The 26,174-nt window shown below is 32.4% G+C and carries 23 protein-coding genes; 14 read left to right on the plus strand and 9 right to left on the minus strand.

Features of this window, described 5'->3' with window-relative positions:
- Positions 1-815, minus strand: an 815-nt coding sequence (locus tag ASC36_RS03495) for a leucine-rich repeat domain-containing protein (protein WP_156332305.1), incomplete at its 3' end; no start/stop codon positions are given.
- A 417-nt stretch (positions 816-1,232) separates the two neighbouring features.
- Between ASC36_RS03495 and ASC36_RS03500 the strand changes: the two genes are divergently transcribed.
- On the plus strand, positions 1,233-2,279 hold the full coding sequence (locus ASC36_RS03500) for an ABC transporter substrate-binding protein (RefSeq protein ID WP_055425110.1): 1,047 nt from the start codon (positions 1,233-1,235) through the stop codon (positions 2,277-2,279).
- A gap of 2 nt (positions 2,280-2,281) precedes the next feature.
- Here ASC36_RS03500 and mgtE read toward each other — a convergent pair whose 3' ends face one another.
- The 4 genes from mgtE to ASC36_RS03520 form a co-directional block, all read right to left on the minus strand.
- Positions 2,282-3,619 (minus strand): magnesium transporter, encoded by a 1,338-nt coding sequence (gene mgtE / locus ASC36_RS03505; protein WP_055425111.1) that lies wholly within the window; start codon positions 3,617-3,619, stop codon positions 2,282-2,284.
- 95 nt (positions 3,620-3,714) lie between these two features.
- Entirely contained in the window at positions 3,715-4,980 is a 1,266-nt protein-coding gene (locus ASC36_RS03510; RefSeq protein WP_055425112.1) for a DUF2130 domain-containing protein, read from the minus strand.
- A gap of 169 nt (positions 4,981-5,149) precedes the next feature.
- Positions 5,150-5,863 (minus strand): hypothetical protein, encoded by a 714-nt coding sequence (locus ASC36_RS03515; protein ID WP_055425113.1) that lies wholly within the window; start codon positions 5,861-5,863, stop codon positions 5,150-5,152.
- A 10-nt stretch (positions 5,864-5,873) separates the two neighbouring features.
- Positions 5,874-6,452, minus strand: a complete 579-nt coding sequence (locus tag ASC36_RS03520) for a rhodanese-like domain-containing protein (RefSeq protein WP_055425114.1) — start codon at positions 6,450-6,452, stop codon at positions 5,874-5,876.
- A 47-nt stretch (positions 6,453-6,499) separates the two neighbouring features.
- Between ASC36_RS03520 and lnt the strand changes: the two genes are divergently transcribed.
- From lnt to mnmE, 8 genes are all read left to right on the plus strand, one after another.
- Complete coding sequence (gene lnt, locus ASC36_RS03525; RefSeq protein ID WP_055425115.1) at positions 6,500-8,158, plus strand: apolipoprotein N-acyltransferase; 1,659 nt, start codon at positions 6,500-6,502, stop codon at positions 8,156-8,158.
- A gap of 86 nt (positions 8,159-8,244) precedes the next feature.
- Entirely contained in the window at positions 8,245-8,484 is a 240-nt protein-coding gene (gene rpmB / locus ASC36_RS03530) for a 50S ribosomal protein L28 (RefSeq protein ID WP_055425116.1), read from the plus strand.
- Between the two features lie 15 nt (positions 8,485-8,499).
- Positions 8,500-8,682, plus strand: coding sequence for a 50S ribosomal protein L33 (gene rpmG, locus ASC36_RS03535; RefSeq protein WP_055425117.1), 183 nt, complete (start codon positions 8,500-8,502; stop codon positions 8,680-8,682).
- Positions 8,683-8,694: 12 nt separating this feature from the next.
- Positions 8,695-8,847, plus strand: coding sequence for a DUF4295 family protein (locus tag ASC36_RS10455; RefSeq protein WP_073961201.1), 153 nt, complete (start codon positions 8,695-8,697; stop codon positions 8,845-8,847).
- A 108-nt stretch (positions 8,848-8,955) separates the two neighbouring features.
- The gene (gene ftsY, locus ASC36_RS03540; RefSeq protein ID WP_055425118.1) at positions 8,956-9,912 is read left to right on the plus strand and encodes a signal recognition particle-docking protein FtsY; all 957 of its coding nucleotides are present in this window, start codon (positions 8,956-8,958) and stop codon (positions 9,910-9,912) included.
- A 14-nt stretch (positions 9,913-9,926) separates the two neighbouring features.
- Positions 9,927-10,409: a hypothetical protein gene (locus ASC36_RS03545; protein ID WP_141656190.1), complete on the plus strand. Its 483-nt coding sequence runs from the start codon at positions 9,927-9,929 to the stop codon at positions 10,407-10,409.
- Entirely contained in the window at positions 10,390-11,010 is a 621-nt protein-coding gene (gene def / locus ASC36_RS03550) for a peptide deformylase (RefSeq protein WP_221400558.1), read from the plus strand. The genes ASC36_RS03545 and def overlap by 20 nt, the downstream gene beginning before the upstream one ends.
- 19 nt (positions 11,011-11,029) lie before the next feature.
- Positions 11,030-12,400: a tRNA uridine-5-carboxymethylaminomethyl(34) synthesis GTPase MnmE gene (mnmE, locus tag ASC36_RS03555; RefSeq protein WP_055425120.1), complete on the plus strand. Its 1,371-nt coding sequence runs from the start codon at positions 11,030-11,032 to the stop codon at positions 12,398-12,400.
- A gap of 258 nt (positions 12,401-12,658) precedes the next feature.
- Here mnmE and ASC36_RS03560 read toward each other — a convergent pair whose 3' ends face one another.
- The 4 genes from ASC36_RS03560 to ASC36_RS03575 form a co-directional block, all read right to left on the minus strand.
- A complete protein-coding gene (locus tag ASC36_RS03560; RefSeq protein WP_055425121.1) occupies positions 12,659-15,709 on the minus strand; it encodes a DEAD/DEAH box helicase in 3,051 nt (1,016 codons plus the stop codon).
- Between the two features lie 460 nt (positions 15,710-16,169).
- Positions 16,170-17,078: a DUF5655 domain-containing protein gene (locus ASC36_RS03565; RefSeq protein ID WP_055425122.1), complete on the minus strand. Its 909-nt coding sequence runs from the start codon at positions 17,076-17,078 to the stop codon at positions 16,170-16,172.
- Between the two features lie 12 nt (positions 17,079-17,090).
- The gene (locus ASC36_RS03570; protein ID WP_055425123.1) at positions 17,091-18,191 is read right to left on the minus strand and encodes a restriction endonuclease subunit S; all 1,101 of its coding nucleotides are present in this window, start codon (positions 18,189-18,191) and stop codon (positions 17,091-17,093) included.
- 20 nt (positions 18,192-18,211) lie between these two features.
- Positions 18,212-20,263 (minus strand): HsdM family class I SAM-dependent methyltransferase, encoded by a 2,052-nt coding sequence (locus tag ASC36_RS03575; RefSeq protein WP_055425124.1) that lies wholly within the window; start codon positions 20,261-20,263, stop codon positions 18,212-18,214.
- Between the two features lie 273 nt (positions 20,264-20,536).
- Here ASC36_RS03575 and ASC36_RS03580 point away from each other — a divergent pair, with 273 nt between their 5' ends.
- The 5 genes from ASC36_RS03580 to ASC36_RS03600 all read left to right on the plus strand — a co-directional run bounded on the left by ASC36_RS03580 (position 20,537) and on the right by ASC36_RS03600 (position 26,173).
- On the plus strand, positions 20,537-20,896 hold the full coding sequence (locus ASC36_RS03580) for an arsenate reductase family protein (protein WP_055425125.1): 360 nt from the start codon (positions 20,537-20,539) through the stop codon (positions 20,894-20,896).
- 396 nt (positions 20,897-21,292) lie between these two features.
- On the plus strand, positions 21,293-22,834 hold the full coding sequence (locus ASC36_RS03585; protein ID WP_055425126.1) for a type I restriction-modification system subunit M: 1,542 nt from the start codon (positions 21,293-21,295) through the stop codon (positions 22,832-22,834).
- Complete coding sequence (rhuM, locus tag ASC36_RS03590) at positions 22,831-23,835, plus strand: RhuM family protein (protein WP_055425127.1); 1,005 nt, start codon at positions 22,831-22,833, stop codon at positions 23,833-23,835. The genes ASC36_RS03585 and rhuM overlap by 4 nt, the downstream gene beginning before the upstream one ends.
- Complete coding sequence (locus ASC36_RS11045; RefSeq protein ID WP_055425128.1) at positions 23,832-25,055, plus strand: restriction endonuclease subunit S; 1,224 nt, start codon at positions 23,832-23,834, stop codon at positions 25,053-25,055. The genes rhuM and ASC36_RS11045 overlap by 4 nt, the downstream gene beginning before the upstream one ends.
- Positions 25,056-25,072: 17 nt before the next feature.
- On the plus strand, positions 25,073-26,173 hold the full coding sequence (locus ASC36_RS03600; RefSeq protein WP_055425129.1) for an ATP-binding protein: 1,101 nt from the start codon (positions 25,073-25,075) through the stop codon (positions 26,171-26,173).
- Position 26,174 lies beyond the last annotated feature (1 nt).

The raw sequence follows: 26,174 nt of genomic DNA on the forward strand, positions 1-26,174 counted from the left end.
ACTTTTCCCTTAACTCCTTCAAAAGCGTACATTTCGATATTTTTCAGTTGTGAACAATGGGCCAGATCCAAAGTATTAATGCTGGAATTATAAAACGCCCCTTGACCGATAATTTTTAAATTTTTAGGCAAAACAAGGGTACCATTAAAATAAGCAAAAGACTTGTAAGGTAATGATTCTAGATGATCAGGAAGAGCTACTTTTCCCTTAACTCCATTAAAAGCGTATTCACCGATATTTTTCAGTTGTGAACAATGGGCCAGATCCAAAGTATTAATGCTGGAATTATAAAACGCCTCTTTACCGATAGTTTTTAAATTTTTAGAAATACTAACGGTCCCATTAAAATTAGCAAAAGATTTATAAGGTAAGGATTCTAGATGATCAGGAAGAACTACTTTTCCCTTAACACCATTAAAAGCGTATTCACCGATATTTTTCAGTTGTGAGCACTTGGAAGCATCCACACTAATATTATACGCATATTCGAAAGCTTCTTTAGAAATATTTGTTAGATTAGAAGGAAGAATAATATTTTTGAGTACAGTATTGTTTATGAATGCTTTATAGGGAAGTATTCCATCTGTAATGGAAGAATGGGAAAGATCTAAAACGGATAATTTCCTCATACTATTTAACGTATTTAAATCAGAAGTATTGATTTTTCCCTTGATTTTTAAATCTGTAATAGTATTAATTTCATTACCTAATAGTTTAGATAAACTTCCGGGGTCTTCAACATCAATAACTTTTACTTGACAATGCAAGTAAATTATGGATAAAAAATAAAATAGAAAAAGTAAATAATTTTTCATAAATATACATTTTAGATGATTAGTGATTTTATTTATAAATATTGTAAAGGTAAAAAAAATATTAAAATTATATTTAAATATGCTAAAAGTTATTTAATAATTAAAAAAATAAAATATAATTAGTTTTTAATTGAATTATTGTTAATTTGTTTATGGTTTGATTAATTAAAGTTTTGTTTAAAATTTGAAATTTTAACTTTATGAGGGATTACTAATTTTTTAATGCTATTTTTTTGATATTTTGAAAAAATCATTTAAAAGAGTAGTTAGAAATAGGGATTATAAATACTATTTTATAATTCTTATAATGAATACATATTGAAATTTAATGGATTACTTAACAAAAAGTGTATATTATAATAGATATAAGAAATGTGTGTTTTTAGTAGTTTTGGAAAGAAACTAGTAACCTCTATTATGAAGAAAATATTTGTGTGTATATTGTTTTTAATAGTCTTATTTTCATGTAGAAAGTCGTTCCAAACATCTATAATTTCTAAAAATGAATATGCGACTAATTTTTCAATACAAACTCAAGATAAACAAGTAACTATAATATCTGCGGGTAATTGTGTGGTTTTTCCGAAGGATTATAAAAGTAAAAGATGTGTAATTACCACTACCTCAGCCTCAGCCTACATTGATGCGTTGGGGGAAATTAATTCGATTGTGGGGGTTTGTTCTCCACATTACTTTTATAATCCAAAAATAAAAGAGAAAATTAAAAACCAATCGATTGAAGACATAGGGAATGACGCAACCTTGAATTTTGAAAAAATTTTAGCATTACAACCGGATTTAATTATATCCGGGCATAATCCAACGTATGAAAAAATTTTAAATCAACTGTCTAAACAGGGTATTAAAATTCTTTATGTGGAAGAATTTATGGAATTACACCCTTTAGGTAAAACAGAGTATCTTAAATTATTCGGAACCGTCTTTAAGCAGTACCATAAGGCTGATAGTCTCTATACTTTTGTAAAGAAAAATTATGAAAAACTAAAAGAAAAAGCATCGCATGCTACCACAAAACCTACCGTTTTTACTGGAATTATGTATGGTGATTCCTGGTATATGGCAGGAGGAAAAAGCTTTCTTGCCACTCTTTTTAAGGATGCGGGAGCTCATTATTTGTGGCAAGATAATAAAAAGTCCGGATCAATTCCAATGACTTTTGAAGAAGTACTAAGCAAAGCGAAAAATGCCGAATTATGGATTGGAACCAGTAATTTTAAATCTAAAAAGGACTTGTTGAACGGCCATTCAAATTATGCATGGTTTGAAGCTTATAAATCAGGAAATGTGTATGCTTTAAATAATAGGGAAAATCAATTACAGGCAAATGATTATTATGAATACGGAAGTATTTACGCGGATAAAGTGTTATCGGATCTAATTAAAATCATACATCCCGAAATAATACCCGAATATGAATTAACTTATCTAAGGAAGTTAGAATAATATTATAGTAAAACTCCGCTTAATATGAGTGAAGCAATGGTAAAATAGATTATTAAACCCGTTACATCCACCATAGTTGCTACAAACGGAGCGGAGGAGGTTGCAGGATCCAATTTAAATAATCGTAAAATAAAAGGAATCATGGAACCGGAAAGTGTTCCCCATAATACAATACCAATTAATGACGTAGCAACCGTAATACCAATTAGCAACCAGTGTGGTCCGTAATCATAAAAATTGAGATTTTGCCATATCAGGATTCTGATAAAGCCAATAACACCTAAAGTTATTCCTAATAATAAACCCGAAAAAATTTCTTTTTTCATGACATACCACCAATCTTTCAATTTAATTTCATGTAAAGCCATAGCACGGATAATCAGGGTAGCGGCTTGGGATCCTGAATTTCCTCCACTGGAAATAATTAGAGGTACAAATAAGGCTAAAACCACTGCTTTTTCAATTTCCTCTTCGAAATGAACCATGGCACTGGCAGTCAGCATTTCACCAAGGAAAAGTATAATCAACCACCCGGCACGTTTTCTAAATAAAGTTAAAAGAGGAGTATTACGGTAAGGAATATCCAGAGCTTCTACTCCTCCAAATTTTTGTATATCTTCTGTATCTCGTTCTTTTACAATATCTAAAATATCATCCACGGTAACAATACCTACCAATACTCCGGTTTCGGAAATAACGGGAAGGGTGCTTCGGTCGTAATCTTCAAAAACATGAATGGCATCTTCTTGATTCATCATACTTTTTAAGGCAATAAAATTATCATCACCTAATTCCTCTAATTTACTGTCGTCATCAGCTAGAAGTAGCTTTCCTATTTTAATATCGTCCAGTAACTTATCATTTTCATCAACAATGTATATAAAATTTAAGGTTTCTGCTTTTCTCCCGTATATTTTAATATGCTGTAAGGTATGTTTTACTGTCCAGTATTTCTTTGCTTGTATATAATTAGGAGTCATTAAACGCCCTACACTGTCTTCCGGATAGCCTAAAAGTTGTAATGCAATTTTTCTCTCGTTTTCGTCTAATAAGTTTATGGTATTTTTGATGAGATCATCCGGAAGATCCACAAAAAATTCCGTACGGTCATCGGGAGCCATTTCGTTTAATAAATCAGCAATATCTTTTTTACCTAAACCATGCAATAACTCTTGTTGAATTTTAGGATCCAAATAAGTGAAAACATCAGTTTTTTGATTACGAGGAAGTAGAAAAAAGTTTAATATCCGATCTTTTTCGGAAAGCTCTTCAAGTTGTTCTGCAATGTCATTTGGGTGAAGATCTTCAATAGGAGTGCCTTCAAAGATATTTTTTTCCATAGACTTTTTTTTAGGTTATATTATGGAAGAGTACTGCAAATATAATTCTATTTTATAGAAAAAAAGCAAATTTTTAAAGTATTACCTATATTTATTTATTCATCGAAATCTAATTGTTCATCTGGATTTAATTCTAATGCCTGTATATTTTGAATTGCATTTCCGGCTATTCCTTTTATAGAACCATACATGGATGAAGTATTTTTAATTACTTTTTCGATTTGCTTTTCACGTCTTGACCATATATTCATCATAGCTCTTTTTTCTCTGTTTAGCTCCTCTTGCATTTGAGTAAATCCTTCTACAATTCCTTCAATTCTTAGACGAAATTCATTTCCGGTAAGAAAATCGTATAGCATTTCCATTTTATCGCCTTTATTTTCTTGAGATTGGATAAGGGTGCTGAATTGGATGATGGAATCTCTTAATACAGCGCTCAATCCTTTAAACTCTTCAAATGTACAGATCCATATCCCGTTTTTCATGCCCATACGTTTCATATCTGAGGGCATAACCTCTGTAATGAGGACTCCTGTGTTTGCTTTTTTTTCTCGAATGTCATTCTTAAATTTTTCTATCCATGAATTTTGAAAATCCTTGGTTCTTTTACTTTCGTAATAGATAGAACCACAGTTTTGAATGTCACGAGTATTCACAATTTGAAGACAGTCGGCACCACGGACCCCCTTTTTTATCTCGTTGATAGTGTCTAAGGGGAAATTTTGAGCCAGCCATTCTTCAATTGCCAATTCCTGAACTTCTCCCTGCAACTGCATGGATCCTTGTTCTTGTTTTCGCTTCATCTCTTCGGTTAATCTTTTCTGATCTTCCAACTGTTTAAGTAACTCTCTGATTTTCAATTCATTTTTTTCATTTTCCTGTTTGCGGATTTTTTCTCTTTCTAGTAAAATTTCATCATTTAATTTTTTTTGAGCTTCTGCTTCAAAAACTGCTTTCATTTCTTCTTTTTCTCTACTTAATTTGAAAATTTCCGCCTGCATTTTATTTAATTCTTGAAGCTTTTCGGATTTTTCGGCCAATTCTTTTTCATATAGAAGAATTCGTTCTTGATTCTCTTCCTCAATTTTCTTTTTAAGATGATTTTCAATTTCAAGAGTCTTTTCCTTAGTTATTTTGGAAAGTTTTTCCTGGAAAATTTCATTCTCTTTTTTTTTCTTAGCTTCAAATTCTTCTTTTTGGCGCTCCAGTAAATTATTTTTCTCTTGAAATTCTTTTTGTGAGGAAAGATATTTTTCCTGATATTTTTTCTTTATGGATTCTTCTAATTGGTGCTTAAGGATATCATTAACATCAATTACATTTCCACAATTCGGACATTTTATTTGAGTTTGGGAATTCATAGTAAATTTACTATTTAACCCAACAAAGGTACAAAATAAGAAATAGTGTCAATGAGTTAACTTGATGCTATTTTAAATTTTATTTTTTAAATAAGCAGGCTATATGAGTAGTTACTGGTAAGAATTATAAAATAAAAAATAGTCAGTATGGGTATTATACTATTAATAATTATTTTACTAGTTCTACTTTTAAATCTGTTTTTTGCGGAGTAGCCAGATATTCGGTAGCATCATATTCAATAGAAAGACTTTTTCTGTCTTGAGAAATCACGGCTGAAGAATTGTTTACTTTCTTTATTTCTTTTGGAAAATTGTATCGGATTTTAAATGTGCCTCCGGTAAATAAAGGGAGAATGTTTTGTGCGACAGAATCACTTTTTAAACTTTCAGCTTTAATGGACTTCTTACTAAATTCTTTACCGTTCCAATTATAGGTTGTATGGGTGAGAAATTCCATATTTTTAGATGAATTGTTTTTCGAATTGTCAATAGAATTTAAAGCGGAAAGTGCTGAATTTAAGGAAGTACTGTTGATGAAATTCCCGTAAATTAATACATAAAATTCTCCTTTCTTTTTATCTTGGTGCATCTTAATAAAAAGAGGTTTTAGCGCTTGTAATTTTTTTTGACTTTCGGAAGGTAATTGGGATATGCTATCCTTTTTTTGAGTAAGTAAATCTTTAAAGGAAATAAGAGTGTCTTTGAGCATATTCTTATCCATGGAATCCGGCATTATTTTCATAAATTCACTAGCATCTATTACATAAGAATAATTGAGGCTGCCTTCCTCATTGAAAGTAATTTCTTCACTTATTGAACAACTGATAAGCAATACAGTACAATAACATAGAGTTAAGATAATAGATGTGATTTTCACCATCATAATTGATATTTTATTTTACAATTTCTTGTTTATTTTTCAACCAGCTGTTAAGACCCCCGTCTAAATTATAAATGATTTGAAAACCGTGGTCTTTTAAAATTTTAGCAGCATAAATGCTTCTTATTCCGGATTTACAATATATGGCTACCGGGCTGTTTTTATCTAAGTTTTGAATTTGGTTTTCAAAGCTGGGATCGTCAACACTAATGTTAATAGCATCGTAAATATGGCCACTTTTGTATTCCACTAAGGTACGTACATCTACAATCTGCGTTTGACGTATTCCTATTTCCCATGCAAAAGCAGATACCGGAACGGTTTGAATTAAATTTTCTTCTCTATGAATAGTGTTGGAGAAGGTAGAAATCGTATCCTTAGAATTAACTAGGCTATCTTTTTTTAAAGAAGGGAGCGGCTCTTCTATTTTAGTAGAATTCAACGATGCAGGAGGTTTGCTGTATCGGGGCAAATCGGTGGTAAGTATTCCTACTTCGGGAGGGGTAGTATATTTATTTACTGATTCTCTTTGATGAGTTTTACATGAAAGTAAAATCAAGAAAAGCAGAATTAAAAAAAATAATTTATTCATAGATTTGAAGCGTTTAAAAACTCAAAAATAACTATTTTTACAAGTATATGAAAAGATTTATTCTTGCAATAGTTAGTGGATTGCTGCTTGCTCTGTCTTGGCCTACTTATGGCTTTCCCTTTTTACTATTTATTGCCTTTGTTCCTCTGTTATTGGTTGAGCATGAGATTACTGTAAAAAAAGAAAAATTCTCCGCCTGGAAGGTTCTTGGACTATCCTATTTAGCTTTTTTCCTTTGGAACGGAGTGGCTACCCAATGGCTTCACTTCGCCCAAAATCCGGATGGCTCCAATTCATGGATGGCATTTTTATTTCCTCTTTTCGTGAATAGCTTACTGATGGCTGTTGTTTTTACTTTTTTTCATTTTATAAAAAGAAAAACAGGAACTCGGTGTGGGATTGTTTTCTTTCCTACCGTATGGATTTGTTTTGAAAAATTTCATTTAAATTGGGAAATGTCGTGGCCCTGGCTAAATTTAGGAAATGCCTTTGCCAATTATCCGGAAATAATTCAATGGTATGAAGTCACCGGAACTTTAGGAGGAACCTTATGGGTATTATTGATAAACTTGATTTTCTTTTACTATATTCGAGCTTTCCAGGTCACACGCAGTAAAACCTATATATGGAAGTCCTTATGTTATTCCCTGGCTGCTATAGGAATACCCATTGCCATTTCTTTTCTTAGGTATCAATCGTACCCAAAAAAAACATTAAAAAAAATAGAAGTAGTTTTAGCTCAACCTGCACTTGATCCTTATACGGATAAGTATAATTGGGATGGATCCGTTATTCTTAAGGAATTATTAAGAACAATAGAAAAAGATATTACTCCCAATACACAATTTGTCGTTGCTCCGGAAACGGCTTTCCCCGGGAATGGATTTGTGTTGGTAAATAATCTTGAAAACGATTACTATATAGCACAAATAAAGGAATGGTTAAAAAAGTATCCTCGATTGAGCTTGGTGTCGGGTGTTTCATTAGCAGAATATTTTGCACATCAACAAACATCTACGGCCCGCTATTTAGAACGCCATAATCAATGGATAGACCTTTATAACTCAGCGGTTCAGGTTAATTTAAGTGATCCTGTTCAATACTATAATAAGTCAAAATTGGTAGTGGGAGTAGAGCATTTCCCTTATGCTGCTATATTAAAACCCATAATTGGAAAATATATGATGAATTTTGGAGGATCCATGGAAAGTTTAGGAGTGCAGAAGCAGCCGGATATATTCATAAATTCAAAGAATCCACTAAAAGTAGCTCCCATTATATGTTATGAAAGCATATATGGAGAATATGTAGGTGAATTTGTAAAAAGAGGAGCCAATGCAATATTCATTATGACTAACGATTCCTGGTGGAGAGATTCACAAGGACATAAACAACTGTTAGCTTATGCACGTTTAAGAGCTATAGAAACAAGGCGAGATATAGCACGTTCTGCTAACAGCGGAATTTCGGCGTTTATAAACCAACGTGGAGATATTATCAGTGAACTGGGATATGGTAAAAAGGGAGCTTTAAAAGGAGAAGTCAATCTTAATTCAGAATTGACCATTTATGTGAAATACGGTGATGTAATTGCCAGATTAGCATTACTATTAGCCGGGGTTATATTAGCCTATGCTCTCTCCCCAACTATTTTGAATAAAATAAATATAAATACCGTAAAAAGGAAAACCGATCTTAAAAAATAAAAAGTAAAAAAGTTGTAAGAATCAAAAATAATTTGTTAATTTGCAACCCGATTCAAGGAAAAAGAATATTATTTAGATTTAAGATAATGGCTAGAATTTGTCAAATAACAGGAAAACGTGCAATGGTAGGAAATAATGTGTCGCACGCCAATAACAAAACAAAAAGACGTTTTGAAATAAATTTGATGGAGAAAAAATTCTATTTACCTTCAGAAGATGCTTGGGTATTTTTAAAAGTATCTGCTCATGGTTTAAGAATTATAGATAAAATAGGAATTGAAGAAGCTGTAGCTAGAGCTCGTAAACAAGGTCTTATCAATTACTAAAAATTAAAATTAAAAATGGCAAAGAAAGGTAACAGAGTACAAGTAATATTAGAATGTACTGAACATAAAGAGAGTGGAATGCCGGGAGTGTCTCGTTATATAACAACTAAGAATAAAAAGAATACTCCGGAACGAATTGAATTGAAAAAATTTAATCCGGTACTAAAAAAATATACTATACACAAAGAAATTAAATAATAAATTTTAGTCATGGCAAAGAAGGTTGTAGCAACATTACGTACAGAATCTAAAAAAATGACCAAAGTGATCAAAATGGTTAAGTCTTCTAAATCCGGGGCTTACGTTTTTGAAGAAAAAGTTGTAAATGCGGATAACGTCGACACATTTTTAAAACAGAAATAGTTTTCATAACATAGGTTTTTAAGGTTTTAAAAAAATCATTCACTTTAATGTGAATGATTTTTTTTATTTTTGTTATATTACATATCTATTTGTTATATTATAATCTATATGAGCTGGTTTAAGAAAATTTTCGGAAAAGAGAAAAAAGAAACATTAGATAAGGGGTTGGAAAAGTCTAGTCGATCTTTTTTTGATAAAATAGGGAGGGCTATTGCAGGAAAAAGTAAAGTGGACGATGAAGTTCTCGATAACTTGGAGGAAGTGTTGATCTCTTCGGATGTTGGGATAGAAACTACACTTAAAATAATAAAAAAAATAGAAGAACGGGTAGCCAGAGATAAATTTATGAATACTTCGGAATTAGATCAGATTCTTAAGGAGGAAATTATGAATTTATTAGCCGAAAATAAAAGCTCTGACTCGGAATTTGAAATTCCTCAAGATAAAAAGCCTTACGTAATCATGGTTGTGGGAGTTAATGGAGTAGGAAAAACGACTACTATAGGAAAACTAGCCTATCAGTTCAAACAACAAGGAAAGAAAGTTATATTAGGAGCTTCAGACACATTCAGAGCGGCTGCAGTGGATCAGCTAGTTATCTGGTCTGAAAGGGTAGGGGTTCCTATAATTAAGCAAAGTATGGGATCTGATCCTGCTTCGGTGGCGTTTGATACCGTTCAATCAGCCCAAGCTCAAGGAGCTGATGTAGTATTAATAGACACTGCCGGACGATTGCATAATAAGGTTAATTTGATGAATGAGCTAAGTAAAATAAAAAGGGTAATGCAAAAAGTAATTCCGGATGCTCCTCATGAAATATTATTGGTATTAGATGGTTCAACCGGACAAAATGCGTTTGAACAAGCAAAACAATTCACGACTGCTACAGATGTAAGTGCTTTAGCGGTTACAAAACTTGACGGCACAGCGAAGGGGGGAGTGGTCATTGGTATATCAGATCAATTTAAAATACCGGTAAAATATATTGGAGTGGGCGAAAAAATGGTTGACCTCCAGCCATTTAATAAATATGAATTTGTGGATAGCTTTTTTAAAAAAAATTAGACATTTTAGTGAACGTGAAAAGAATTATCTACTTTCTTATTATTGTAATTACTTGCTTGGCTTGTAAATCTCAGCAGCCTCTATCTGCTAACAATAACAAACTTTGCAAAGTTGAATATTCTAATTACGGAGGCATTCATGGTTGGGAAGAATCTCTTAGTATCACTGAAGAGAATATTTCGTATAATTCTATAAGCAGAAGAACTAATAAAAGCGAAAAAGAGCTTGAAAAAACATCTGAAAATGTTTGGAGAAAATTAGAATCTTCTTTAGATATTCATTTACTAGAAAGAATTAAAAGTGGTGAGAGTACACTTCTGTATGATGGGAAAGATACTAAGTTTAAGATAGTCTTATGTTCCGGAAAAGAATTTTCTTTTATTAATTCACAAGATTCAGATGAATACCAAAAGATGAATGAATTTTTTAGTACGATTTTGGATTGTAGAACTAAAATAATCAGTAAAATAAACAACAATGATAAAATCAACCACTAAAAAAATGTATAAAATAGCATACTTAGTATTATTTATTATGTTAACATCTTGCACAAGTTCTTTTTCATCCTCAGAAAAAGAAATTATTTACCACTCCCCCGATTCACCAGCAAGAGTGTTACAGATCACCAATAAAAATGATTCTTTAATTTTAAGAGCCCCTTCGAAAAATATAAAAAATGTAAAAAAGAATAAAGATATAGAACCCTTAGTAAAAAAATTATATCTAACTATGCTTGAGGAAGGAGGTATAGGAATTGCAGCACCGCAAATAGGAATAAATAAGAATATTTTTTTATTTACCAGATTAGATAAAGAAGAAAATTCCGTAGAAGTAGCAATAAATCCTAAAATTATTTCACACTCATCCGAAATCATTTGCTTTCATAATGATGGATGTTTATCTGTTCCCGACAAATATGGAAACTCAGGGCGTTTTTCTTGGATAGAAGTTGAATATACTGATCAAAATAAACAAAAGGTTACCCATAAATTTTTGGGAGGAAGCCGCTCTGAAGATTACACGGGCATTATTTTTCAACATGAATACGACCATTTACAAGGAAAATTATACATAGATAAGCCGTGTGTTTCTAAATAATTTTTAATGAATTTTAATCATGTTTGAAGATACCATTTGTGCATTAGCCACTTCGCCGGGAACAGCAGCATTGGGAATTATTAGAGTTTCCGGAAAAAATTCTATTTCGTTGGTTAATTCTGTTTTTAAAGGTAAAGACTTAAACGAGGTAAGTTCGCATACTGTTCATTACGGCTTTATTAAAGATGGAAATGAAACGATTGATGAAGTGATGGTTTCTGTTTTTTGGGCTCCTAAAACTTTTACTGCAGAAAATTTAGTGGAAATAACCTGTCATGGATCCCACTATATAGAACAGCAAATACTTTCCCTACTAGTAAAAAAAGGTTGTCGCTTAGCTCTGGCGGGTGAATTTACTCAACGGGCCTTTCTTAACGGACGTATAGATTTAAGTCAAGCAGAGGCAGTTGCCGATTTAATATCAGCCGAAAATAAAGCCAGTCACGATATGGCCCTTTCCCAAATGAGAGGTGGATTTTCCTCACTTCTCCAGGAATTACGAGTCGAATTGTTGGATTTAGCTTCACTTTTGGAACTTGAATTGGATTTTTCTGAAGAAGATGTTGAATTTGCCGATCGTTCACAATTAGTACACTTGATGGACCGAATTTTAGGGGTTATCAATCCTCTAATAGAGTCATTTTCCTATGGAAATGCGCTTAAAAATGGAGTTCCGGTTGCAATTTTAGGGAAGCCTAATGCCGGAAAATCAACCTTGTTAAATGCTTTATTACAGGAAGACCGGGCTATAGTTAGTGATATTGCCGGAACTACTCGCGATACGATTGAAGAATCGTTAATTATTAACGGAATACAATTTCGATTTATAGATACGGCCGGATTGCGGGAAACTGAAGATCCCATAGAAGCAATGGGTGTAGCAAAAGCATTGGAAAAGGCAAAGGAAGCTTCGATTATATTATATTTAGCAGATGTAACGGATTTGGATTGGGAAGTGATAAATGCTGATTTATTAAAATTTCAAAGAGGGGAAATCCGTATCATTATATGCCTTACCAAGCTGGATAAAAAATTAAAATTTACCCGTTCTGACATCCCTGAAGAATTTTTACGTAACTATACAATAGTAATGTTTTCTGTTAAACAAAATCCCGATCTTTCTGAACTTAAAGAAAACATGTATTCCCATATAGAATCTCAAAGATCGACTTCACAAACAATTGTAAACAATGTACGTCATGTGAATGCCTTAATTCGTGCCCGAGAATCTTTATGGTTATGTAAAGAAGGTTTACAAACCGGATTGAGTAGCGAATTGGTCGCTATTGATTTACGGCGTGCCTTAGAATCTTTGGGTGAAATTGTGGGACAGGTCTCTAATGATGAATTGCTCGGAAATATCTTTGGTAAGTTTTGTATCGGAAAGTAAAGTTTGACATATGAAATAGTAAACAATTGTAAAATAGGTAAAATAAATAAATCTGTTTTATGATTTAATTATCTATATTATCTAATCATATAGCAGTTTCTATTTAGTTTAAGAAGATAAAGTTCATCAAATAAAAATCATTTTAGTTATATTTTTAAAAGTGAAACAACCGAAAAAATAGAATAAAAGTTTCTAAATAACAATATACAATTAGTGAAAACTACATTTTTGACTTCTTATTTTATAAATTTAAGAATGCTATGAAATAATATGAGCCATGGTATTAAAATAACTACAAGAAGCCCACAAATTTTTATTTCCTATCACATAAAACCGTTTTTTTGCCCTGGTTAAAGCCACATTCAACATATTAGGTTTTTGAGAAGCCCAATTTCTAGCTCCTGCAGTAGCCGGATTACCCCCTAAAACAAAAAAGACAACGTCGGCCTCTTTTCCCTGAAATGTATGTATGGTTCCGCAAGAAATAGTTTTCTGTGTTTCAAACACTTCCTTACAATATTCGGCAACCGACTTGAAGGGGGAAATAACGTAAATTTTACCCGAATAATGTTTTTGCAATTCCTTAATTTTGGTCTTAAGCAATTCGATTTCCTCCAAAATAACATGTTTATTATAAGGCGAAGAGGCACATTCAACGTGAAACCAGGCGGATGGACCCATAAATTCTTTATTTGAAATTTCATGGACCGCATTTACCATTTGATTACCATATGCAATCTTATTGGCAATAGTAAACATCGGATCCTCACACCTTCTATGTGCACGAAGTGGAAAACCTGTCCAAACTTTTTCTTCAGAATTTCCAACCTGCATATAAGTTCCCGATAAAGAAACCCTATCTGCTAATTGTTGAACGGAGACTTTACAAGGAGACCATGCGGTATCCACCTCACATTCATTCCTTAACCGGGCCACTAATTTTTCGGGGATAGTAACCACGGGCTCTACCTGTAGCGGATCACCTACAATTACGCATCGTTTGGATCGGTGAATCAGTCCTACGGCAGCTTGAGGAGTTGCTTGTCCGGCCTCATCAATTAGTAGCCATCCTATTTGATTTCTATCGATATTTTTGAATAAACGGCTTGCGGATGCTAATGTTGTTGATACAACCGGTACACATAAAAAAAATGTATCCCATAAATTTTGGTACATATCTCCTCTAACAGTAACCCAGCCTGAAAGCATTTCAAAAAATGCGGATAAATTATTTCTTATTTTCTTTGCGTTTACTAAAATAGCATCTTTATGCAACTCAAGTGCAGTAATAAATATTTTACTTCTTAAAGTTGCTATTTTAGGAGAGTGATAGGGATTTAAAAGATGAATTTCATTCAATTCTTTTTGCCAAAAATCGACGTCAACAATATTTTTCGGATCTATTTCGTATTTTTGAATTAAAATTTCTTGAGATTTTTTATATTCAGCGAAGAATGTATTCAGCTCCGATAATTTTTTGTTGATAATTTCTTTTTGGTTTGATAATTCTTCGGATCTATTTCTGTTTAAATCTAGTTTTTTTCTTAGGTTATCTAATGATGTATCCAGCGACTGTAATTTAATGCTAAAGCTTTTTGTTTTAAATAGCCATTGTTGGTAATTGGCAGTTGAAAATAGTCTTTGAAAAAAGAAAAAACTAGGTTTTTGTTGTAAGTGAAGCTTTAATAAATCTTGCACCCTATCAGCATCCTGTTTGGTAACATTCTCTTGTTTTTGCAGATTCGTTTTCTCTATCGAAAGTTCAGATAAATACTCAATAATTTTGGCAAGATCATTTTTGAGATGAATTTCTTTTTCCTTGTTTTGGATATACTTTGGGAGCAATTTATGGAATGAACTTGCCAGTTTCTTAAAGTCATCAAACTCTTTTACTAAAGATTTAAATAACTTATTATGTTTGATAAAAGAGCCTTGGTAGATATGGGTTTTATCATGTGTTGGATCTTTGTAAATATCATAAAGCAAATTATAAAAACCTAGCTGCTCATCCGATTCTTCCGATTTCCAAAAAGCTTTTCTAAACGATTCCCTGTTTTTCATATTTCCCAAAGCAGCTGCGATGGCTCCCCAGTTTTCCTCAGCTGTTAAAGATTGTGAGCAGCCGGCGAAATAATCAACAGCTGGAAAATGGTCTTTATCAATTCCTTTTTTTTGAGGCAGTTCTTTACTTATATTTTCTACTGCCGCATTGTTATTACTGGCTACCACTATGCCAAAATTATTTTTCAGAGATTGCTTTAAATTATAAGTATAACTAACATATCCGCCTTCTTTTTCAATTTTGGTATATCCTTTTTTAAATAGATGATCACATCCTAGGTCCGAAATAATTTTTGCTCTTTCAACAATTATTTCGGCAATAATATCTTTTAATAGGGTAGTTTTCCCTGTTCCCGGAGGCCCATTGAGCCCTTGTAGCCCTTCATTGTTTCTTAAATTTGAAAAAATTGAATTAACAGCACCCATTTGTGCGGAATAAAGCCCATATTCAATATGTGAAGGCCACCTTCCACTAGTTATGGAATTAGGGTTAAAACTGTCAACTAGAAACGCTTTATTTTGAATCAAATCTTTTCTTTTTTCAACAGGCGGAGCTAACTTTAAATAGGCACGAAGAGCGCTTCCTAATTTATTCTCTTCAATATCAGATAGATAGTTGAGGTCATTTAAATAAAAACTATTAAGAAATCCGATATTCATTTCACTGTCTTTAGGGACAATTTCGGCTAGAACATAAATTCCAATAGTGTGTTTCCACCATGTATTGATACCTTTTAAATACTCAATCTCTTTGTGAAGGTGTTCCCATAAAACCACATCACCTTTATAAACCTCTTTTCCGGCAATTTCTACCCATTTAAAGTTATATCTGTCTTGGAAATCGCTTTGGGATACTTCCAAATCATAACTAACAGAGGAAAGATCTGTTTTACGTTCTAACGCACGGATTCCAAATATATAGCTGGCTATTATATAAGTTTCTTGATGAGGGATACCTTCCTCATCTAAAATCAGAGCCGATAAACAAGTAAAACCACTCACAGGCTCTTCCCAATCGTTTGTATCGTCTATTTTTACTAAACTATTGAGATGATCCACAACTACTTTCTTCTTAATTTTCCCAAAAACTAACGTATATCGCCACTTATAATTTTTCTTTAAGGGTTTATTAGGTTGAAGCCATGGAAGAGGATTTCCGGGGTTAATCAAATTGGTATTTTTATTGAAATCCGGAAGATTAAATATCTCTACATTTCTCCAGAATTTAAGTATAGGTTGTGGTTTCAAAGTAAAAGGCGTGTGTATGTTAGTAAATTTCTTTTGTAATTTGTTTTCAAGAGACCGTTTTTTTATAATATTTCCCTTTTATTAACGTAGCAAACTTATAATTTTATATCTTATTATGATTGGTAAATAAAATTTATAAATTTTGCAATACAATAATAATTGAATATAATTTAGATTTCACTCTGAATTTACAATTATTTAACGTAAAATTTGATGATATAGTTTATTTTTAATCAATTTAATTAATATAATTTTTTCACTACTATAGTGTGATTTAACGATAAAACAACTAATAAAGTAATACGATCATATTTTTTTTAGTAATCCAAACTACCATACACTAAAGTACCTACAAAAACAATTATAAACTAAAATTATCTACGATGGTTATGTTTTGAAAAAATTTTGCATTTTTATTTTCATAGTATTTCGGATATATAAAAACTAAAAATAAGGGAATTTATAAAGCTTGTTTAACTAAACTCATTATATATTCAAGGTTATCTGTATTGGATACATGTAGTTCATAATCTCCATTGCCATGATGACCTTTTGAGGAAGCATCAACAGCCAGTTTGCGAGGGTCATTTAGTTCTCCTTTCTTCATATTCAGCCAAAGAATAAGATTTTTATGTTGAATACGAATATCCACAATATTTTTATCTTTTTTAAAAGCGATATACATTTTTTTAGGTACCACCTCGATATCACTTGATAAATTTAATATGGCTAATTTAAAGGTTTCATATAATTCTTTTATTTCTTCCGTTTTTCCTTCTAAATGCATTTCTTCCGTATAAACCTTAATTTGCTCAACTACCTTGTTTATTTCAGAATCATCATTAGAAGACTGTACTTGCTTAAAACTTGGTGCAGCCTGTGATTTTTTTATTGGATTAATTACTATTATACTACTTTCAAACTGTTTGATTTCCCACAACTCAATAGGTAGATTTTTAAAGTTGGAAGATTGTTTTTGAAAGTTTGTGAAGGACGGAGCAACGAATATGATCTTGCTTTGTGACCAATCCACATCATCACGTTTTAGATTTTTATTACAAGACTTATTATATTCTACAATAAAGTCAGATTTATACTCCAACATCAAGTTTAAATATGATATTCCTTGGTCTATTACGCTATAGTTTCGATCTCGCTTGTATTCGATAATAACAAACGATTTGCTTTCCTCATCAAAAGCCAATGTATCGAATCTTACATTTTTCAATGAGAATTCTGTTTTAATAAGTTTGAATCCTGTAATTTGTTCTAAGTTTGCTTCAAATAATCTTTGTATATCTTTTTCCAGTTTAAAAGGTTTTTCTTTTAAACCCGATAAGGAGCCTTTCTGTTTTAGGTAGAGTTGCATAAGAATAAGAAGTTAATTATTTTTATTTACTATAGTTTTTGTTGCTGCAATTTTTTTATCAGCATATAAAATAACATCTCTAATTACTAATTTCTGAATGGCAGAAATAAATGTTTCCATTGCGTCGTAATAAGGTTGATAATTATTAACAGGTAAAAATATTTTATCTATTTGAATCTTCTTATTACTTATACTATCTCCCCAAGAATATTTATGTTTCAAGCTTTTATTAATACAAGTGGCTAAATATAAGTAATTAGATTTGTTTTTTTCTTCTTTCTTTAGATAAAGTGCTAAATTATGACTATCATTTGAATAAAAATCCTTTTCTTGATAGGTTACAGTAAACGTTTTTCCTCCAATAAAAATACAATTACCTTTATCTAAATATTTTTCATCGTAAGAAATATAAGAGCTCACAGCATTATTTGTTATGCTTGCACATAAATAAGGCGTTTTCCCACTATTTTCAACAATATCCCTTGATAAAATATTTCCTGTATTTTTTACATCAAAAATATCAATAACATTAAATTTTCTAAATTTTAATTTTTCAAAATCATCTAAAGCTTGTTGTTCTTCTTTTGTTAAAGTGTAATCTTTTAAACCTGTAACAGATAAATAGGCTTCCAGCTCCGCTATACGCTCCGCTTCCAGCTCCGCTATAAAATTTTCCATAAAATTAAAATCAATCGTATCATTTTTTATTGGGAGTTTGATTTTAATTTTATTTAATTTTGCTTCTGAAACAGTATTATTATAACCAAAAGATAACATTTTTTTATTTAAAGCACTAACGAAAACTAAGCCAGTATTTTTATTTTCTATAAAATTTTCTTTTGCGGTTAATACAAGGACGCCATCTGTTGTAATAAAATCTTTCTCTTGATAATAAACTATACCTGTTTGTCTTCCAATGATTAAAGAATTTCCCTTGAATATTTTATGATTTTGAGGTTTTACTGTATCTACAAAGCCATTATTATTGTTGTTTTGAGCTATGAAGCAAATACCTTTAGAGTCGTGAATAAGTTCTTTTTGGTTTGAAATATTCCCCCGATTAATATCAAATAGATCCCCAATTTTAAATTCGCCCCACTTAACTTCTTGCAGCTTTTTGCTAAGTGAGGCATCTACTTTCCCGGGCTTTCTTCTTCTTTATTTTGTTGCTTTAGTAAATTGGAGACTTCCCAAGCCAAATAGTCGCTAACCGTTTTCTTAAAGTCTTGTAATGTCGGTTTGGTATCGATTGGTGCGCTTTGGTTCCAATCAGCGCCATTTTCAGGATCTATGGTATTTTCGTAATATTCTTTATCGGTAAAAATATTAAGTTTACTCCGGCCAAAACGTACCAAGTTGACTAATTCTTGATAGCGTTCTATCGCTCTGTCTGTATCTTTTAAATTGTTACTTGCTTTTTTGCGGTTAGTTCGTGTGTACCCGTCGTTTGAGAAATCAATAAACTTCACCATTTCATCTTTTTCATGCTTTTCATTTATTTTAAACACATAGATATTTGTTTGTACGCTTGATTTGCCAATAAATAAATCAATAGGCATTTTTATACTGGCCAGAAGCGTATGTTTTTTTAAAATTCTTTGATTGTATTCTTTTGCTTTACCGGAACCGGCGGAATTTTGTATAATTATGGCTGCATACCCTTTATTCATCATATTAAGCGCTTTTTCTACAAAAATCATCCCATTACCTTTTGCAGAATAAGGCGGGTTGAGTATAAAAGCATCTGCTGGAAATTTTTCACTCGGTTTTCCAAAGCCGTAATTACCGTCAAAGTCGGTTAAGGAGTTTTTATTCAGAATGTTTGAGCTTCCGTCTCCCATTAAGATCATATTTAAAATTGCCAACATATATACATTGGAAAGGACTTCTAAACCCAGCAATTGTTCGGCTTTTATTTGAATCTCTTTTTGCTTAAGTTCATCCGGTGATGTAGTAGTGTTTTTAGCATCATTCAACATTTCGTTCATTGCGGCAACAAGTAAGCCCGCAGATCCTGTTGCAAAATCCCAAACATAGGAGTCTTTATTTATTCGTGCCAATTTTACTAAAAGGGTAGCAACATACGAAGGTGTGAGCACTACGTCGTTAAGTTTATCTTGAGTAAAACCTAACCAAGAATACATTTCATTAAAGAGTTTTCCCGTAAAATCAGTCGTTAACCCAATTTTATAATAAATACCTAAATCATCAATAATTTTAGCAAACACTCTTTTTAACTGAGATTCCCCATTGCTGACTTTATTGATGTTTTCGGTAGTAAGAGTATTTTGCAAAGTTCTTAAAATAAGATCTTTTTTTGCTTTAGGGAGCTGTTTTTCTTCCAAAAAGGCTTGGATTTTTCTAACGATTATGTCTCCATCTGTATTACCTTTTTCGATAGACGATTTTAAATCTTCTTTTTCAAGAGGCGCAACTTTGCCTGGTATCCCCAGAGTTGCAATAATAGAAGCAGCAACCAGATAGACTCGATCGTTTTCTCCTAATCCTTTTTCATTTTGGTATATATCATTATTAAGCTTTACCAGACTCGCGTTAATTTCTCTTTCACGTTGTTCTTTGAGTTTCTCAATCTCTTCTTGTGTTAGGCTTAACGATTTTACTTGCTTGATAAAGCTATCAAAGTTTTCCCTTTTCAAAAAAGATAAGTCTGAAAATTCGCCAACTTTTTGGCCAATCCCAAAATTACTTTTTGAAACATAATAAACACCTATTTGATATTGTATTTTTTCATTTTCGTCTTTATAACCAGTCATCCCGATAGCGATAATATCGGTGTAACTGGTATGGTGCAGTATAGCATTAGCATAATGCACGGCACCGTTTACTGCATAGGAATTGATATTTTTAAAATAGGGGTCATTTTTTGCCGTTCTATTCTCAACTTGTCCTTGATTATCAAGCTTTACGAGTTTATTTTTATATCCTTTATATTCAATAAGAATAGGGTAAAAATTCATATTTTCATGTTGTAGCAACAATTTTACATCGGGGCGATTTGCACCGCTTCCGCCGTTTTTAGTAAAGTAATCGGAAAGCGCTTTATCTATTTCAGTATTTAATGATTCTTGTTCTAATTTATAGTCTAATTGATATGATTTAAGCCAACCGTTTGCTAAATCCGCAATATTGGGTTCGATTGATTGCGCTGTTTTTTTTTCTCTCATTATATCAGTATTCCATTTTTCAATGTTCAAAAATACACCTAAAAATTATATTGTTCTAGATAAAATAATACAACTAAAAGAATATAAATTTTTTTTAATAGTACATATATCTAGGTAATTGGAATTATAAAATAGTATTAAAAGGTTAAAATTAAAAGTAGAATATATAACTTTAAAAATTATAGTTTTTTTTTATTTTAATCTAAGTATAATAATTAAAATTATAAAATATTAATTAATTTTGATATAAAAAAATATGAATATTTAAAAATTATGAAAATAACGATCTTACACTATCCCGTTTGCAACACTTGTAAAAAAGCAATCCAATGGCTAAAAGATAATAATATAGAATTTGTAGAAAGAAATATTTCAACGGACCGTCCAACTAAAGAAGAATTAAATGGGTGGTATCAAAAATCAGAATTGCCTTTAAACAAGTTTTTTAACACTTCAGGAAAACTATATAAAGAATTAAATTTGAAAGAAAAAGTAAAAACAAGCAGTGAGGATGAATTGGTGTCTCTTCTTTCTACCCATGGTATGTTGGTGAAACGTCCGTTAGTGATAAACGATGATTTTATATTAGTTGGATTTAAAGAAGAAGAATGGGAAAAAGTATTATTAAGCTAATATTTTTATAAATTAACTCTATATATTCCAACAGCTGATGTATAATATTTAAACTTAAGATACATACACACTTTCAATTTTTTATGAACACTAGTATTTTGTGACGGACCATGAATATTTTATTTTTTGATTTATAAGTAAAATGAATGGATTGCAATTGCAACGATTTTGTAACTTTGTAAGTTGTTAGTAGATTATTTTAGTATTATTACATAATAAATTTTGGCTTAACAGGTTTAACATGGTCACTTATAAGATTACGTGATTATTTAACGCTATTCATAACCATTCTCCCAATAGTAAAGGTTATACCCTTTCAATGAAATGAACAAATTTTATAATGGTAATATTAGAAAAAAAACTAACGGATAATTAATTAATCATTAAAAATATAAGATGACGAGCATGATTCAACGCGATCAACTACAACGACAAATTTGGAAAATTGCCGACGAAGTCCGTGGTGCTGTTGATGGTTGGGATTTTAAACAATATGTACTTGGTTCTTTGTTTTATCGCTTTATTAGTGAGAATTTTGCCAATTATATTGAAGGTGGCGATGAGAGTATCGATTACAGCACATTACCCGACGATGTCATTACCGATGAAGTTAAAAAAGACGCAATAAAAACCAAAGGCTATTTTATTTATCCTAGCCAATTATTTTGTAAAATGGTAGCTCAGGCCAATACCAATTCAAGTTTAAATACTGATTTGGCCAATATTTTTAATGCGATTGAAAGTTCAGCTAATGGTTACCCGTCAGAAAGCGATATTAAAGGATTATTTGCCGATTTTGATACCACCAGTAACCGATTAGGTAATACAGTTGCCGATAAAAACAAACGGTTAGCTGCGGTACTTAATGGTGTTGCCGAACTGGATTTTGGTGATTTTGCAGACCATAAAATCGATCTGTTTGGCGATGCTTATGAGTTTTTGATCTCTAATTATGCCTCGAACGCCGGTAAATCGGGAGGTGAGTTTTTTACCCCGCCGAATGTGTCCAGGCTGATCTCACAACTCGCCTTACATAATCAAAAAAAGGTCAATAAAATCTATGATCCGGCTGCAGGATCTGGCTCTTTATTGTTACAAGCAAAAAAACAGTTTGACGAACATATTATTGAGGATGGATTCTTCGGTCAAGAAATCAACCATACTACCTATAACCTTGCTCGAATGAATATGTTTTTACACAATATCAACTATGATAAATTCGAAATTGCCTTAGGGGACACACTACTTAATCCAAAATTTGGCAACGAAAAGCCATTTGATGCCATTGTTTCTAACCCACCCTATTCAATTAAATGGATTGGCAGTGATGATCCAACCTTAATTAATGATGACCGATACGCACCTGCCGGTGTGCTAGCCCCCAAATCGAAAGCCGATTTTGCCTTTATTATGCATGCATTAAGTTACCTGTCCGATCGCGGTCGCGCGGCAATTGTTACCTTTCCGGGGATATTTTATCGTGGCGGTGCGGAACAAAAAATCCGTAAATATTTAATCGACAATCATTATATTGAAACGGTAATCTCGCTCGCACCCAACTTATTTTATGGCACCTCGATTGCGGTTAATATTCTGGTGCTTGCTAAAAATAAAACCGTCAAAACCACACAATTTATTGATGCTAGCAAACTGTTTAAGAAAGAGACCAATAATAATGTCCTCACTGATGAACATATTCAACAGATTATGCAAGTATTTGCTAGCAAACAAGATATCGAATATTTTGCCAAATCGGTTGATAATCAAACCATTGCCGACAATGATTATAATTTAGCGGTCAGTTCGTATGTGGAAGCCGAAGATACCCGTGAAGTGATTGATATCAAACAGCTTAATGCCAACATTGCCGAAACGGTAAAAAAAATAAACACACTTCGTGCTGATATAGATGAAATAATTAAAGAGATTGAAGCATGAGTAATGATCATATCCTTATTTACCAGGATAATAACCAACCAATTCGCGTTGAGGCACGATTTGAAAACGAAAATATTGGGTTAACTCAACGCCAAATGGTTGAGCTTTTTCAAACTGCGAAATCTACACTAAGCGAGCATATTAAAAATATTTATGCAAAGGGTGAATTACTTCTTGAAGCAACGATTCGGAAAATCCGAACAGTTCAAGAAGAAAGCTGTCGGAATGTCACTAGAGAGTTAGAATATTACAATCTGGACATGATTATTTCGCTGGGTTATCGAATTAACTCGAAAATAGCTGCCCAATTTCGCACTTGGGCAACAAGCATCCTTAAAGAGTACCTGAAAAAAGGGTTTGTGTTAAATGACGACCGTTTAAAAAAATTAGGTGGTAACAGCTATTGGAAAGCACTTCTTGACCGTATCGGAGAGATTCGTTCTAGTGAAAAAGTAATGCATCGCCAAGTGTTGGATTTATATGCCACAGCGATTGATTATGAACCCAATACCAAAGCTAGCGCCGATTTTTTCAAAATAGTACAAAATAAATTACACTATGCAGCACACGGCAATACCGCTAGTGAAATTATACATTTTAGAGTTGACAGTAATAAACCTTTTGCAGGATTAACTCACTTGAAAGGAAGCGGCCCGACACAAGCAGAAGCAAGGGTAGCCCAAAACTATTTAACTGAACAAGAATTACGAGCACTCAATAATCTGGTTCCAGCCTATTTTGATTTAGCGGAACTGAATGCCATGGAAGAACCTAAAATGCGGATGGTTGACTGTGTACGAGAATTAGATAATATTCTTTCATCTACAAGGCGCCAGTTACTCGATAATCCGGCTTCAATTTCTTATCATCAAGCAGAAAACAAAGGCAAATTAGAATATAAAAAATTTAAAGCCCAAACGCTAGCCCCAGTGGAAGTTCCATATCTTAAGACTATAAACGCATTAGAGAAAAAAGCGAAAAAGGAAAGCCGCAAAAAATGAATGATAGACTAAATATGCAAAATAGCATCGCGAAATTACTTGATAATGTTATAGTTGAGTGGAAGACTTTGGGGGAAGTAATAAAATCTTTGAAAACGGGGCTAAATCCACGAAATAACTTTAAGTTGAATACATCCGATGCTATGAATTTCTATATAACTGTTCGAGAAATTCAGAATGGAAAGATTGTATTCCTTGATAAGACTGATAAAATTAATAATCAAGCTTTAGAGCTTATAAACAACCGCTCGAATTTAGAGGCTGGCGACATCTTATTTTCGGGGACAGGGACGGTAGGAAAAACAGCTGTTATTGATGAAAAACCTAAAAATTGGAATATCAAAGAAGGAGTCTATGTAATAAAACCTGTTCAAGAAATAGTTATTTCAAAATACTTATCTCATTTATTTAATTCACAAGATATAGTAAATGAATATAGTAAAAAAATTGTTGGTTCTCCAGTTATTAGTTTACCAATGAGTGAATTAAAAAAAATTCAAATCCCTATTCCTCCCCTACACATACAGACTGAAATTGCCCGTATTTTAGACTCATTCACAGCCTTCACCGCAGAGCTCACCGCAGAGCTTACGGCAGAGTCTACTGCACGGAAAAAACAATACAACTATTATCGAGATCAATTGTTGACCTTTCAAGAGGATGAGGTTGAGTGGAAGGCTTTAGGGGAGGTTGTAAACTATGAACAACCAACTAAGTACTTGGTGAAATCAACAAGTTATAGTGATAAATTTAAAACACCAGTCCTTACAGCTGGAAAAACGTTTATTCTTGGATTTACTGATGAAATTGATGGAATTTATAAAGCTTCAGAAACACCAGTCATTATTTTTGATGATTTTACAACTGCGAATAAATGGGTTGATTTTAACTTCAAAGTAAAGTCATCTGCTATGAAAATGATTACTTCTATTGATGAATCTAAATATCTGCTAAAGTATATTTATTACTGGCTAAATACACTTTCTGATACACGAGCTAATCACAATCATAAACGTCAATGGATTAGTAATTTTGCTAATAAAAAAGTTCCCATTCCCCCCCTCAAGGAACAAGCCCGTATTGTCGAAATATTAGACAAATTCGATGCGCTTACCAACTCAATCACCGAGGGGTTACTGCGTGAGATTGCCTTACGTCAAAAACAATATGAGTATTATCGGAATTTATTATTAGACTTTCCCAAAGTGCAAGAATCATAAGGTAGAGTTATAAAAAGATGAATAGCCCATTAAGGAATATTGCTGAAAAGCTGGATAAAAACAATAAAAAAACCCAATTAATCTATGCCTTTAACGGTACCGGTAAAACACGTTTATCTCAAACCTTTAAAAATTTAATTATTTCGCAACGCAAAGGCAATCAAGAGGATCATGCCGCCTTAACAAGGCATAAAATCCTTTATTATAACGCTTTTACTGAGGATTTATTTGTTTGGGATAATGATAAACACCAAGAGGGTGAACATCAATTAACCATACAACCGAACTCATTTACGGACTGGATTTTGAAAGACCAAGGACAAGACCAAAATATTGTTCGTTACTTTCAATCCTATACTCACCAAAGATTACTGCCGCATTTCAATGAGGATTTTTCCGCTATTACTTTTTCGCTGGCAGGAGATAATGAGCAGCGTATGGATAATATTAAAATCTCCAAAGGCGAGGAAAACAATTTAATTTGGAGTATTTTTTTCACGCTCATTAACTTAGTGATTGCCGAGCGCAATATTGCGGAAAAAAGCGAGCGTTCCACTAATGAGTTTGACCAATTACGCTATATTTTTATTGATGACCCGGTTAGTTCATTGGACGAGAATCATCTGATTCAATTAGCGGTAGATATTGCCCAATTAATCAAATCCAGTGAATCTGACATTAAATTTATTATTACGACCCATAACCCGCTGTTTTATAATGTACTTTATAATGAATTGAAGTTGCCAAACGGTTATATTTTAAGACGATTTGAGGACGGTGAATTTACATTAGAAGAGAAAAAAGGCGATTCAAACCGCTGTTTTTCCTATCATCTTTATTTAAAACAGTTACTGCAAGAAGCGATTAAAGAAAATAAAATTGAAAAATATCATTTCACTCTATTACGCAACTTATATGAAAAAACCGCCGGTTTTTTAGGCTATCCGCAATGGTCAGACTTGTTGCCTGACGATAAACAACTTTACTTAACACGGATTATCAATTTCACCAGTCATTCAACTTTATCCCATGAAATGATTTCCGAACCTTCTGAACCTGAAAAGCAAACGGTTGCCTTTTTACTGAACCATTTACTTGAAAAGTATAATTTTAAATAAC

It is taken from the genome of Apibacter mensalis, from assembly GCF_001418685.1.
Lineage (GTDB): Bacteria > Bacteroidota > Bacteroidia > Flavobacteriales > Weeksellaceae > Apibacter > Apibacter mensalis.